Consider the following 12491-nt stretch of genomic DNA (forward strand, 5'->3'; position numbering starts at 1 on the left):
TTTAATCTGTTTAAGTTATTGTCCAATCTTCTAGCATTAACCCAGGAACATTTTCAAAATCTCTCCAGTTGCGGGTGACTAAAATTCCATTTACAGATTTTGCGATCGCTGCAATACGTAAATCCTGTGTACCTATACGTTTAAGTTTTTGAAGAACTAAAGATTGATACATTTCGTAAGCACGATTATCAAAAGCCAATAATTGAATACTCTTAAAAAACTCTATTTCATCTGATAAACCTTTATAAGCCCATAACAATTGACTGTTAGGTTTAAAAGGTTCATTATTGCTATTGTTGATTTTATTCAGCCATCCTTTGATTTTCTCCTCCAATGTAATCACCGTTACAGCTAAACTTTCAGGTTTATTTTGGCTGATACGCTTTGTTACCATTGCATTTCCATTTTGTAACAGTGAGATATGATCCGTATCTAAAATATATAGCTTAGCCACTAGAAATTATTCTCCGGATCATTTGTTTGGATGGATTGGTTACGCTGCACCAAATAAAACAGCTTCATGATCTCATCCGCCTCGGTAACTCCCATTTTTTCAAGCTCATTATTAATTTCATTGATAAATTTTGTATTATGTTCCTCGATTTGTAAATCAAGTTTACCTCGTTCTTGTTCTATGTAAGCAAGTACTTCATCAAAAAGAGGATTATCCTTGTGCATTCCCGCAAATTTCAACCAAGGATGTTCTGATTGAGGCGCTTCAATTTCTAAACTTACTATCTTGGCTGTTTCTAACCGAGTTTGCAAACTTTGAGTGAGTTTTTCTATTGCTTCTGTTTCTGTGCTTCCTAAACCTTGACAGTCTGGTAAACCTAATAATGTCGCTTTAACTATCCCATCTGGCTGGGTTTCAATTAAGACATCATAAGTTAACTTAGGCTGAGTATTGTTAGGAGAAGTTTTTACAACTAAATTCATGCTATTTATAACCTTCGAGTTTTATATTGATTATAACTGGGCATCAGGATGATTTATAAATGCTAACCTGCTTTATAGAGCCAAACTGCTGTTGTGTTAAGGCTATGCAAGGATTGGGCAGCTTGAGAGAATCAGGATTAGCCGCAGGGCATCATAGTTTTCGGTGCGTTAAGCGTTGCCATAACGCACCCTACTGGTTTTTTTCCTTAGCTGTTCTCTACTTGTAAAAATCAGTTCACCATTCAAAATAGTAGTGCTAGATATCGCATTGATTAGTTTGACAAAATTTCGCATTATTTATTGCCTCTTGCAGACTGCTTAAGGAAATAATTTGAAATGCAGAGCCACCTTGTACCTCAGCAGTGATGTAGGCATACTTTTGACCACGAGAAAATTGGTCTCGACCAATCTTAATCACATTGCGAGACTTTTGATAATCGTTAGCAATGTTGGAATTATAAATATTTTGAATTAATTTGACTGCTTTACTATTTTTCTGAGTGAATTTGAGACTAGATTCACCACTGACTGTGATTCCCTCTTTTGTTACTGTCCCGTTCTGGGAAGTTACATCCGCATAAAAATACAATTTACCTTTTGTGCCGTCATAACCATGCGATTCGCTGTTATATTTTATGGCTGGTAACGTCGCTCTGGTCTTAGCCCAATTGACGACGCTAGTTATATTTTGTCCTGGTAAGGCATTGGCGGGAGCTAGGGACAAACTTACAGTCAAGGTGGATAAAGCCACAAAAAAATTGAAGTAAAACTTTTTACTCACAATCATAGTATTTTTGTGTAAATTATGTATTTATAATGACATTATAACTCACAAAACCTCAGTAAACAGTTTTCTGCCCATTTTCCTACCATGCATGAAAAAGAAGGAGGACAGGGGGATGAGGGGGATGAGGGGGATGAGGGGGATGAGAGGGACAAGGGGGACAAGGAAGAAATAATCAATGCCCAATGCCCAATACTTCTCTTCGAGAGGCTCCGCGAACGACTTCGCTCATTACAAGTGCCCAATGCCCACTGTGAGTTTTGGTCATAAATAGATACAAAACTTAGTCTTAATCTCAGATACGCAAGAGTGTTGGCTCGGCAATTTAGCGTCTTTAATGCGTCAGATTCTACATACTTCTTAATAAATGAACAGGTAAGCCTCAAAACGTTCTAATCTAAAAGCTGACTGGGTTAATTTACTGGCAGTTTTGAAGGCGGTACTCTTAAGGCATGACCACCGATGTGTCAAGCCTCAAAGCGACCCAGACTTAACACATAAATGATTATGATGGGAGTTTTACAAATCCGATGAGTGTTAAGGCAAGTGGTGGAAGCTCGGTTGCGCGTCCGCAACTATATCAAACCCTAGCAGTAGCGACAATTACCCAAGCGGAGCAGCAAGACCGCTTTTTGGGTTCTGGTGAACTAAATGAACTGGCAAGCTATTTTGCATCTGGTGCAAAGCGTCTAGAAATTGCCCAGACGCTCACGGAAAATTCCGAGATTATTGTATCTCGGGCTGCCAACCGCATTTTTGTGGGTGGTTCGCCAATGGCTTTTTTAGAAAAGCCAAGAGAACCAGAGTTGGCACTGGCTACTGCTGCTAGTGGGAATGTTCAAGAGGGCATGAAACTAGGAACTGTGACCTACGTTGAAAGTCGGGGTGGGTTTCTAGAAAATTTACGCTCTATCTTTAACAGTTCCCCCAGTGGTCCAACACCTCCAGGTTTTAGACCGATCAACGTTGCTCGTTATGGCCCAAGCAACATGGCCAAGAGCCTGCGGGACTTGTCCTGGTTCTTGCGCTATGCTACCTATGCGATCGTGGCAGGCGACCCCAGTATCATTGCTGTGAATACACGGGGTTTGCGGGAAATTATTGAAAATGCTTGTTCTGCTGAAGCAACAATTGTGGCTTTACAAGAAATCAAAGCAGCTTCACTTTCGTTTTTCCGCCAAGATGCTAAGGCTACAGAGATTGTGTCGCAATACATGGATGTGTTGCTGACAGAATTTAAAGCAGCAACACCTTCCAATAAGGTGCGCCAACGTCCTTCTAGTGACCAGCAAGGGTTACAACTGCCGCAAATTTACTTTGAAGCGGCAGAACGTCGGCCTAAGTTTGTCATGAAGCCTGGGTTATCAGCATCGGAAAAAAATGAGGTAATCAAAGCTGCATATCGACAAATCTTTGAGCGCGATATTACCCGTGCTTACAGCTTGTCAATCTCTGACCTAGAATCTAAGGTGAAGAACAACGACATCTCAGTTAAAGAGTTTGTCCGTCGTCTAGCCAAATCTCCTCTTTACCAAAAACAGTTTTACCAGCCTTTTATTAACAGCCGAGTGATTGAACTGGCTTTCCGTCATATTTTGGGACGGGGACCAAGTAGCCGTGAAGAAGTACAAAAATACTTCGCAATTATTTCTAGTGGTGGTCTACCAGCTTTAGTTGATGCTTTGGTGGATTCACAAGAATACAGCGACTACTTCGGTGAAGAGACAGTACCCTACCTGCGCGGTCTGGGTCAAGAAGCACAAGAATGTCGCAACTGGGGGCCACAGCAAGACCTGTTTAACTACAGTGCGCCTTTCCGCAAAGTACCTCAGTTTATTACGACATTTGCGGCTTATGATCGCCCATTACCAGATCAGCATCCTTACGGTTCTGGTAACGACCCCTTAGAAATCCAGTTTGGAGCAATCTTCCCGAAAGAAACTCGCAATCCTAGCAGCAGTCCGGCTCCATTTGGCAAGGATACCAAGCGGATCTTAATTCACCAAGGGCCTGGTATTAATAGCCAGGTGAGCAATCCAGGAGCAAGAGGTGAGTTTCCTGGTAGCCTTGGGCCTAAGGTATTCCGGTTGGATCAACTTCCAGGCACAATTGGCAAAAAAGCTGCTAAAGGTGCAAGTATTAAGTTCTCCGAAAGCTCTACCCAAGCAGTAATTAAAGCTATATACCTGCAAGTTTTCGGTCGTGATGTCTACGAAGGTCAGCGCCTTAAAGTCCAAGAAATCAAGCTGGAAAATGGACAACTTTCCGTGCGGGAATTTGTTCGTGCTTTGGCTAAGTCGGATTTATTCCGCAAAACTTACTGGACATCGCTGTATGTTTGTAAAGCGATCGAATACATCCACCGCCGCTTATTAGGTCGTCCTACCTACGGTCGTCAAGAAATTAACAAATATTTTGACATTGCCGCTAAACAGGGTTTTTATGCTGTGGTGGACGCGATTATCAACAGCGTGGAATACAGTGAGGCATTTGGTGAGGATACAGTTCCTTACGAACGCTATCTAACTCCAGCTGGTGTGTCGTTGCGACAACTGCGAGTTGGCAGTATTCGCGAAGATGTAGGTGGTAAAGTCCAGAAGCAAGAAACACCACTGTTTGTAACCTTGGGTACAGTTACCGACACGCGGACAGCCCCAGATATTCAATTCCGCATTAACCAAGGTGTCAGCAAGCAACGGGAACAAACAAAAATCTTCAAACAGGTGGCAAATATCAGCGACAAAGCTGCTGTGCAAACTTTGATCGGTGCTGCTTATCGTCAGATTTTTGAACGCGATGTTGCACCTTATATTGCGAAAAACGAATTTTCCGTTTTAGAAAGCAAACTAAGTAACGGGGAAATTAGTGTTAAGGAATTCATTGAAGGTTTGGGTTACTCGAACCTTTACATCAAAGAGTTCTACACACCTTACCCCAACACCAAGGTGATTGAACTAGGAACTAAGCACTTCCTAGGACGCGCACCTTTAAATCAGGCAGAAATCCGCAAGTATAACCAGATTTTGGCTACTCAAGGGATTAAGGCCTTTATTGGTGCTTTGGTGAACAGTGCGGAGTATGGCGAGGTGTTCGGTGAGGATACAGTTCCTTATCGTCGCTTCCCCACCCTACCTGCGGCTAACTTCCCGAATACTGAAAAGCTGTACAATCAGCTGACCAAGCAGAATGATGATGTGGTAGTACCTAGCTTTAAGACAGTACAAGCACGCCTGACGGTGGGAGCCTCATCATCAAACGGAGGCAATTCTTATGCTGACCTGGGTCGTTCTTCCAACAGTGTTCAGGGACAATTTGGTGAAGTTAGTGTAGCTAGCAACCGTTGCAAGCCTGCACGCATTTATCGCCGGAGTGAAGGTACAAACCAAGCAGAAACACAATTGGTCATTAATGCCATTTACTCTCAGGTTTTAGATGTATATAGCGGTGAAATACCTGCTAATTACCGCTTAAGCGAACTTGAAGGCAAACTGCAAACTGGAGAAATCTCCGTGCGTGAGTTTGTATGTGAACTCGCCAGTTCGCAAATCTATTGCGATCGCTTCTATACACCTTATCCCAGCGCCAAAGTGATTGAATTCCTTTGCCGTCACCTTTTGGGACGCGCACCGGAATCTCAAGGCGAAATCAGCGACTACAACAAGCTGTTGGCAAATCGTGGTCTAAGAGGCGTTGTTGAGGCAATTGTCGATAGTCCAGAGTATGCCCGCTACTTTGGTGAAGATGTGGTACCTTACCCACGCTTTTCATCCTTGAGCAAATAATTACTAATTCGTTATACCCTTTGGGCAGCCACCCAGAGGGTGTATACGTAATTCGTGATTACAAGGGAACTAACAATCACTAAAATCTCAGATTTGGTGGTTGCAATCAGTGTGGGATAAAAGCCCCTACTGATTGCACCTACAAATTAGTTTGACGGCAGAGGCGTAACCTTTCGTAACATTACCTTCAGATTGTCAAAATAGAAGTAAATCTGAAAACAAATATTACAAAGTGTTAAGAGCAGTCATAAATGCTCAACATAATGCCGGAAAATGATTTGCGGAAGGTAGCTAATTTTTCAAAGCTTGTTTACTTGATATTAAATCAAGCAATTTTTAAGACACTAGTTATGGCATGTTGTCAAGTGCTATGTCTGAAGAAAAACAAAAAACACAGCTACCGTCATCCAAATTTAAAGTCGCACCAGTTTAATCAAATTCTGGTTTCATTAGTAGTTGGAGGAATCCATTAATGAGTATCGTCACGAAGTCCATCGTGAATGCTGATGCAGAAGCCCGCTACCTCAGCCCTGGTGAGTTAGATCGGATCAAGACCTTTGTTAGCAGTGGTGAGCGTCGTCTGCGGATTGCTCAAATTTTGACCGAAAACCGTGAGCGTCTGGTTAAAACAGCTGGCGAACAAGTATTCCAAAAGCGTCCTGATGTTGTATCTCCTGGTGGCAATGCTTACGGTCAAGAATTGACTGCTACTTGCTTACGCGACTTGGATTACTACCTGCGTCTAGTTACCTACGGAATCGTAGCTGGCGACGTTACCCCCATCGAAGAAATCGGTGTGATTGGTGCGCGTGAAATGTACAAGTCCTTGGGTACTCCTATTGAAGGTATTACTGAAGGTGTTCGTGGTCTAAAGAGTGCTGCTGCTTCCTTGTTGTCTGGTGAAGACGCTGCTGAAGCTGGTTCTTACTTCGACTACGTAGTCGGTGCCCTCTCCTAGGTTAAAGCTAATTAGCTGCTTAGACCGAAGTATTGTAATACGGTTGGAAAAAAGGAATTAACAATAATGGCTCAAGACGCAATTACCGCTGTCATTAACTCCGCAGACGTTCAAGGTAAATATCTCGACTCTTCTGCTTTAGACAAACTCAAAGGCTACTTCTCCAGTGGCGACCTGCGTGTACGTGCTGCTGGCACCATCAGCGCTAATGCTGCTGCTATCGTTAAAGAAGCTGTAGCAAAATCCTTGTTGTACTCTGACGTTACCCGTCCCGGCGGTAACATGTACACCACCCGTCGCTATGCTGCTTGTATCCGCGATTTAGACTACTACTTGCGCTATGCTACCTACGCTATGTTAGCTGGCGATCCTTCCATCCTAGATGAGCGCGTACTCAATGGCTTGAAGGAAACCTACAACTCCTTGGGTGTACCCGTAAGCTCTACCGTACAAGCTATCAGCGCTATCAAAGAAGTAACCGCTAGCTTGGTAGGTTCTGATGCTGGTAAAGAAATGGGTGTTTACCTAGACTATATCTCCTCTGGCTTAAGCTAAGAGTTAGTTTGCACTTAATAATTTAGGTGCGCCTTAATTAAGGACTGGAAATCAATTGTGAGTGCTAGAGCGTTCTATCGCTTACCTTGTGAAATAATCAATTAAGATGAGTGTTAGCGGTCTAGTATTGATGCTTGATTTCCAGCCTTTGCAGTGATTAATTAAAGAATTGCCTTAAAAAAACACTCCGCTTTTGTTTCAAATAAAAAAGTTTTCACAATTACTACAGGAGAATCTAAGATGGCCCGGTTGTTTAAAGTTACTGCTTGTGTACCCAGTCAAACCCGGATTCGCACCCAACGCGAACTGCAAAATACCTACTTCACTAAGTTAGTTCCCTTCGAGAACTGGTTCCGCGAACAGCAACGCATCATGAAAATGGGTGGCAAAATCGTTAAGGTCGAATTGGCCACTGGTAAGCAAGGTACTAATACTGGGTTGCTGTAATTACTATCTATATAGCGAAGATTATTGTAGGGAGTTGCAAAGAGGTCTCAATCGACCTCTTTTTTGTTATTGGGCATGGGGCATTGGGCATTGGGCATTGATTATTTGTTGCTTATCTCCCTTGTGTCCCTTGTCCCCTCATCTCCCTTCCCTTGTTTCCTCATTCCCGTTTGCTCTCTGATGGGAGTAGGGCTGTTTCGTTCCCTCAAAGACGCTAATTTACAAGCGTCTCAGGTAAAAAAGTCAGGTGATTAAAAAATCAAATTCTACATTGTTTATGGCGATCGCACTCAAATTTATTGGTTGAGATGGTAATTTTTCGCTCACCAACTTCCTTAACTTAAATTTATCGCCCATGCTGTTGACAAAATCCTTACCATTACGAATGAAACAGCCCTGCTGATGGGAGTGCGATCGCATTATTGATCGCTAAAGCAACAAGATGTGGAATGGGCAGAAGCTGGGAAAGTTGATTTGAAGGTGCTGATTAGCGATCGCACTCCCGAATTTATAGCCGCTAGGAGTTACGCCAGGAAATACTAAATATGCATGGTTTTTAAAACCACATATATCGTAGGGGCACAGCAGTGCAGTGCCCTTTCCCGCGCTATTGCATCAACTGGAAAGAGTCAAAAAACTTTCTGATATCACTGACTTGAGGATTTTTATCACTGCCAACTAAGAGGATATACATGCGTTGGTTAACAATAAAAATTCTCCCCGTCAAAGTCATTCCTTCTTTTTCATCCCACATCTGAATTTCTTTACCAGGATATGCACCTAGATTAATATTTTGCTGACTGAGTAATTTTTTCCCATCCTCTAACATTCCTTGTAGAGCGAAATTTAATAATTCACTTGCGGGAATCTGAGTCACATCATTTTTAAAGTCAGCATAGCTAACCATATACACATCTGTTGCATGAATACTCAGATACATTTTTGTAGACTCAATGCCCTCATGCATCTCGCTTTTATCTGGTGTCATCTCTGAGATGTCCCCATTTGGCATGAGAATAGAGGATTTACCTTCATCTGGAGAGAATTCTTTCCATTGTGATGCTGCTGCAATATCTTCAGTGCTAGGCTGTGCGTAGATGCCACTTGATGTGGATAATTCGGTTAGATTGAGGTTTTGGCTGTTTCTTGCATCTACTTTGGGACTAATGTGCATCTAGTTTATTTAGCAGTTCTGTTCCTAAAGCTTGATTCTCTTTGGACAATTCTGAAATAATGCGATCGCAAACCCAGCGTAAAAATGTACTTAAGTTGCTGAAAAATTGCTTTTCCCCTAGCTCAAAGTTTATTACTACCGTTGCGTCGCCTTGATTTTTCGCTTGTTGAATAATCCGCGCTAGTAGGGAAGATTTACCCATTTTCTGGGGAGCTTTAATACAAATCAAGGAACCGGGTTTGCGAATTTCCTCAAAACAGTACTTTTCCATAGGGGGACGTTCGACATAAAAGCTGGAAGTTAGTCCTAGCAGTCCTTCTGGATATTCTAGATAGTTGGTTGGTAATGGTGGTGTAGTTGGTAATGATACCCCAGAACCTAGCGCTTTAGATTGGGTAGGGAAAGTAGTCAGAGAAAAAATAATTAATAATTGGGAATCATTAGATAAACCGCAGCATTTAAAAACGATACAGGAAAGGATTGTGATTGATGATAGATTTGCTGGTAGTTTGTTGGGTTTATATCAACAAATTTTAGAATACGGTGTGATTGTCATTGATGAAAGTCCAGAAAAAATCCAATTACGTTTAACCGGATTGGTAGTAGAAGAGAATAATCAGTTAAAAGTTTATAATTTGATTTATCAGTTTGTTTTTAATTTAGAGTGGGTAGGGAAAGAATTAGAAAAACTCCGAACCTATGCTGAAAGTTTTAATGCATGGATAGAAAGTAATTATCAAGATGAGTCGCGTTTATTGCGAGGGAAAGCTTTAGAAGAAGCACTTATTTGGGCTGAGGGAAAAAGATTAAGTAATGATGATTATAAGTTTTTAGATGCTAGTCGGGAATTAGATAAAAAGTCAATACAGCGTAAATTAAAGGCGCAGGAAGAAGTTAACGAATCTTTACTCCAAGCTAGACAGCAAGCGGAAATAGCTTTAGAGGAAGAAAAACAAGCTAGTCAACGTTTATTAGAAGCGCGACAGGAAGAAGAAAAAGTTAATCAACGTTTATTAGAAGCGCAAACAAATACCGAAATTATTTTAGAGGAAGAGAAGAGAAATAATCAGCGTTTGCTGGAATCGCAAAAGAATACCGAAGTTATTTTAGAAGAGGAGAGGAAAGCGAATCAGCGTTTGACAGACGTAGAGAGAAAAATCAAGCGACAGATTCGCATTGGTGGAAGCATTTTAGCTGTGTCCGTAATTGGAGCAATTATTGCTGGAATATTTGCAAGTAATGGAATTAAACAAGCACAGGAGGCACACGAAGGTACAAGGTTAGAACGAACGGCAAATATAGCTTTAGGGCAATTTGAAAAACAACATCAAGAAATAGATGCTTTACTAGTAGCAATAGATACAGGACAAAGGTTGAAAGAATTGGTGAATGATGGACGACCTTTAGAAAAATATCCTGCTGCTAGTCCTATCCTGGCTTTACAAACCATTGTTGATAATATACAAGAACGGGCGCAATTTAAAGGGCATCAGGGTACGCTTTACAGTGCAAATTTTAGCCCTGATGGACAACGTATTGTCACTGCTTCATCTGATGGTACTGCTAAAGTGTGGGACGCGAAAGGTAATTTATTCGCTGACCTCAAAGGACATAAGAACGAAGTTACAAGTGCAAATTTTAGCCCTGATAGAAAACTTATCTTCATTGGAGAATATGATGGTAAAGCAGTATGGGATATAAAAGGTAATTTGCTTACTGATTTCAAAGGGCATAAAGACCGGATTGGCAGTGCAGCATTTAGCCTTAATGGAGAACGTATCATCACTGAAACATATGATGGTAGCGTTAAGGTGTGGGATGTGAAAGGTAATTTGCTCGCTAACTTTCAAGCGCACAAGGGTGAACTCAGCAGTACAGTATTTAGTCCTGATGGAAAGCTGATACTTACAACTTCTTGGGATGATACCCCCAAGGTATGGGATGTTAAAGGCAATTTCCTGATTAATCTATTGCATGGAGGAGAGGTCACAGAGGCTGTTTTTAGCCCCGATGGACAGCGCATAGTCACCGCATCAAATGATGGTAGCGTTAAGGTGTGGGGTGTGAAAGGTAATTTGCTCACTAACTTTCAAGGTCATGACGACAGGGTGACAAGTATCACCTTTAGTCCTGATGGACAATGGATTGTCACTACGTCATTTGACAACACCGCTAAGATATGGGACACAAAAGGCAATTTGCAAACCAACCTCAAAGGACACCAGAAATTTGTCATTAGTGCCGCTTTTAGCCCCGATGGACAGCATATTCTTACTGCTTCAGATGATGGTACTGCCAAAATGTGGGATAGGACAGGTAATTTAATCGCTGACTTGAAGGGACATCAGCAAAGAGTCACAAGCGCCGTTTTTAGCCCTGATGGTAAGCGCATACTTACTGAATCATCGGACTACACGGCGAAGGTATGGGACACGAAAGGTAATTTGCTTGCCGATCTTAAAGAGTATAATAAAAAAGTCAGCCACGCCGCTTTTAGCTCTGATGGTAAGCGTGTATTAACAGTATTTAGTGACGGTAGCATAAATGCATGGCAAGTTGGTGGGTTAGATGATTTGCTTGCACGGGGTTGCAATTGGCTGCAAGATTATTTGGTCAACCATCCAGAAACGAGAGAGAGACTTAGAGTTTGTCAAGTAAAAAGATAGGACGCAATACTTAGTGTCTTTAGCGAGCGGTGTCTGACGACAAGCCTTACGGCTACGCATTTGTGATGTAGGGGAAGTGCGATCGCCTTTTGGTAGTTTAGAGAAGTGCGATCGCCTTTGTGATATTGGAGAAGTGCGATCGCGTTTAGTTTTGGAGATGTGCGATCGCCTTTGTAATGTTGGGGAAGTGCGATCGCCTTTTGATTGTAGTGGAGAGAATGCGATCGCATTTGTGATGTAGGGAAAGTGTGATCGCATTTGTTGGGTTTGTGGGAAAGTGCGATCGCTTTGGTGATTTTGGGGAAGTGCGATCGCCTTTTGGTAGTTCTGAGGAATGCGATCGCATTTATTGTTGATGGGATGAAGTGCGATCGCGTTTAGTTTGGGTTGGAATGGGATTAAGCTATAAATTCCTAGATTGAACTACCAACGCTCTAACATCAAGCCATCAACATAATCAAAGTCTGTATCATCTGTCACTAATATCCAGCCCTGCTCTAAACATTGTGACGCAATCCAAACATCATTCATTGGAATTGGTCGTCCCTTCCGTTTCAAAGCCAGTCGGGTTTTAGCATAGACTGCTGCTGTTTCTCGACTTAATGGTAGAACTACACAAGCCTCAATAAACTCCAGATAACGAGGTAAATTTTGGAATGGACGAGTAGAGTTTTCCGCGCCAAAAAGTAACTCCCCCGCTACTACGGTAAGTAGAACCACCTATGGTAATGCTAGCACTCGTGAAACGATCGCCGTGTCCCCATTCAAAAAACGCACCGCTACAGAGGTATCCAGAGCAATCTCACCACTCATTCACATCCACCTGCCGACATTCTATTGCGATCGCCCGTTTTAATTCTTGGGCTTCGACATCACTTAAAATACCTGCAAATTTTGCGAGAGGATGAGTTTTGCGTATTGCTTTTACCCTACGAACAAAATCTAGTACTGACTGGACTATATCATCAGGAGCTTGTTCGAGTTCCTGGATCAATTCTTCACGATTTGTCATGCATTCAATTTGTCTTGGCTAGTTCTTTCTATTTTCAGTATATCCAAAGTCCCAAAGCGATGTCTAACGACAAGCCTTACGGCTACACCTTTTGGTTGTGTTGGGGAAGTGCGATCGCGATGTTAAACTTTGCTCCCATTCTGCAAGATATCATTACTTCTCAAAAGGGGAAAATGA

14 protein-coding genes and 2 pseudogenes are annotated in these 12491 nt (G+C 42.0%); 8 read left to right on the forward strand and 8 right to left on the reverse strand.

Going from position 1 to position 12491, the window contains the following annotated elements; genetic code table 11:
- Positions 1-10: 10 nt before the first annotated feature.
- The 3 genes from AACU32_RS24530 to AACU32_RS24540 form a co-directional block, all read right to left on the reverse strand.
- Positions 11-394 (reverse strand): type II toxin-antitoxin system VapC family toxin, encoded by a 384-nt coding sequence (locus AACU32_RS24530; RefSeq protein WP_339378238.1) that lies wholly within the window; start codon positions 392-394, stop codon positions 11-13.
- Positions 395-453: 59 nt separating this feature from the next.
- Entirely contained in the window at positions 454-936 is a 483-nt protein-coding gene (locus tag AACU32_RS24535; RefSeq protein WP_096603812.1) for a type II toxin-antitoxin system HicB family antitoxin, read from the reverse strand.
- Between the two features lie 256 nt (positions 937-1192).
- Positions 1193-1723 (reverse strand): hypothetical protein, encoded by a 531-nt coding sequence (locus AACU32_RS24540; RefSeq protein ID WP_096603813.1) that lies wholly within the window; start codon positions 1721-1723, stop codon positions 1193-1195.
- Between the two features lie 527 nt (positions 1724-2250).
- Here AACU32_RS24540 and AACU32_RS24545 point away from each other — a divergent pair.
- From AACU32_RS24545 to AACU32_RS24560, 5 genes and pseudogenes are all read left to right on the forward strand, one after another.
- Positions 2251-4950: pseudogene (locus tag AACU32_RS24545) on the forward strand (phycobilisome rod-core linker polypeptide); the annotation flags it as partial.
- A gap of 45 nt (positions 4951-4995) precedes the next feature.
- Positions 4996-5493 (forward strand): annotated as a pseudogene (locus AACU32_RS40795) (phycobilisome rod-core linker polypeptide); the annotation flags it as partial.
- A gap of 481 nt (positions 5494-5974) precedes the next feature.
- On the forward strand, positions 5975-6460 hold the full coding sequence (gene apcA / locus AACU32_RS24550; RefSeq protein WP_096603817.1) for an allophycocyanin subunit alpha: 486 nt from the start codon (positions 5975-5977) through the stop codon (positions 6458-6460).
- A gap of 66 nt (positions 6461-6526) precedes the next feature.
- Complete coding sequence (apcB, locus tag AACU32_RS24555) at positions 6527-7015, forward strand: allophycocyanin subunit beta (RefSeq protein WP_096603818.1); 489 nt, start codon at positions 6527-6529, stop codon at positions 7013-7015.
- A 240-nt stretch (positions 7016-7255) separates the two neighbouring features.
- Positions 7256-7462, forward strand: coding sequence for a phycobilisome linker polypeptide (locus AACU32_RS24560; RefSeq protein WP_045870451.1), 207 nt, complete (start codon positions 7256-7258; stop codon positions 7460-7462).
- Positions 7463-7705: 243 nt separating this feature from the next.
- Here AACU32_RS24560 and AACU32_RS24565 read toward each other — a convergent pair whose 3' ends face one another.
- From AACU32_RS24565 to AACU32_RS24575, 3 genes are all read right to left on the reverse strand, one after another.
- Positions 7706-7882, reverse strand: a complete 177-nt coding sequence (locus AACU32_RS24565; protein ID WP_339378239.1) for a hypothetical protein — start codon at positions 7880-7882, stop codon at positions 7706-7708.
- Positions 7883-8069: 187 nt separating this feature from the next.
- Positions 8070-8636, reverse strand: a complete 567-nt coding sequence (locus AACU32_RS24570; protein ID WP_096603819.1) for a hypothetical protein — start codon at positions 8634-8636, stop codon at positions 8070-8072.
- Complete coding sequence (locus tag AACU32_RS24575) at positions 8626-9060, reverse strand: AAA-like domain-containing protein (RefSeq protein ID WP_339378705.1); 435 nt, start codon at positions 9058-9060, stop codon at positions 8626-8628. The genes AACU32_RS24570 and AACU32_RS24575 overlap by 11 nt, the downstream gene beginning before the upstream one ends.
- On the opposite strand from AACU32_RS24575, the gene AACU32_RS24580 reads away from it, so the two are divergent.
- From AACU32_RS24580 to AACU32_RS24590, 3 genes are all read left to right on the forward strand, one after another.
- The gene (locus tag AACU32_RS24580; protein ID WP_096603820.1) at positions 8972-11302 is read left to right on the forward strand and encodes a WD40 repeat domain-containing protein; all 2331 of its coding nucleotides are present in this window, start codon (positions 8972-8974) and stop codon (positions 11300-11302) included. The two genes, AACU32_RS24575 and AACU32_RS24580, sit on opposite strands and share 89 nt — an antisense overlap.
- Positions 11303-11378: 76 nt before the next feature.
- On the forward strand, positions 11379-11543 hold the full coding sequence (locus tag AACU32_RS24585; protein WP_339378240.1) for a hypothetical protein: 165 nt from the start codon (positions 11379-11381) through the stop codon (positions 11541-11543).
- Positions 11544-11560: 17 nt separating this feature from the next.
- Positions 11561-11683, forward strand: coding sequence for a hypothetical protein (locus tag AACU32_RS24590; protein ID WP_339378241.1), 123 nt, complete (start codon positions 11561-11563; stop codon positions 11681-11683).
- A gap of 42 nt (positions 11684-11725) precedes the next feature.
- On the opposite strand, the gene AACU32_RS24595 is transcribed toward AACU32_RS24590, so the two are convergent.
- Positions 11726-12022 carry a PIN domain-containing protein gene (locus AACU32_RS24595; protein ID WP_339378242.1) on the reverse strand — a complete coding sequence of 99 codons (297 nt, stop codon included), beginning with the start codon at positions 12020-12022 and terminating at the stop codon, positions 11726-11728.
- Between the two features lie 82 nt (positions 12023-12104).
- Positions 12105-12314 carry a hypothetical protein gene (locus AACU32_RS24600; RefSeq protein WP_096603821.1) on the reverse strand — a complete coding sequence of 70 codons (210 nt, stop codon included), beginning with the start codon at positions 12312-12314 and terminating at the stop codon, positions 12105-12107.
- Positions 12315-12491: the final 177 nt, after the last annotated feature.

The organism is Calothrix sp. NIES-2100, assembly GCF_963875285.1.
Classification (GTDB): Bacteria; Cyanobacteriota; Cyanobacteriia; order Cyanobacteriales; family Nostocaceae; genus Aulosira.

Excerpts from the sequence above, each read along its gene's own strand:
- AACU32_RS24530 (WP_339378238.1), bottom strand. The coding sequence starts at position 394 with ATGGTAACAAAGCGTATCAGCCAAAATAAACCTGAAAGTTTAGCTGTA.
- AACU32_RS24535 (WP_096603812.1), bottom strand. The coding sequence starts at position 936 with ATGAATTTAGTTGTAAAAACTTCTCCTAACAATACTCAGCCTAAGTTA.
- AACU32_RS24540 (WP_096603813.1), bottom strand. The coding sequence starts at position 1,723 with ATGATTGTGAGTAAAAAGTTTTACTTCAATTTTTTTGTGGCTTTATCC.
- apcA (WP_096603817.1), top strand. The coding sequence starts at position 5,975 with ATGAGTATCGTCACGAAGTCCATCGTGAATGCTGATGCAGAAGCCCGC.
- apcB (WP_096603818.1), top strand. The coding sequence starts at position 6,527 with ATGGCTCAAGACGCAATTACCGCTGTCATTAACTCCGCAGACGTTCAA.
- AACU32_RS24560 (WP_045870451.1), top strand. The coding sequence starts at position 7,256 with ATGGCCCGGTTGTTTAAAGTTACTGCTTGTGTACCCAGTCAAACCCGG.
- AACU32_RS24565 (WP_339378239.1), bottom strand. The coding sequence starts at position 7,882 with ATGCGATCGCACTCCCATCAGCAGGGCTGTTTCATTCGTAATGGTAAG.
- AACU32_RS24570 (WP_096603819.1), bottom strand. The coding sequence starts at position 8,636 with ATGCACATTAGTCCCAAAGTAGATGCAAGAAACAGCCAAAACCTCAAT.
- AACU32_RS24600 (WP_096603821.1), bottom strand. The coding sequence starts at position 12,314 with ATGACAAATCGTGAAGAATTGATCCAGGAACTCGAACAAGCTCCTGAT.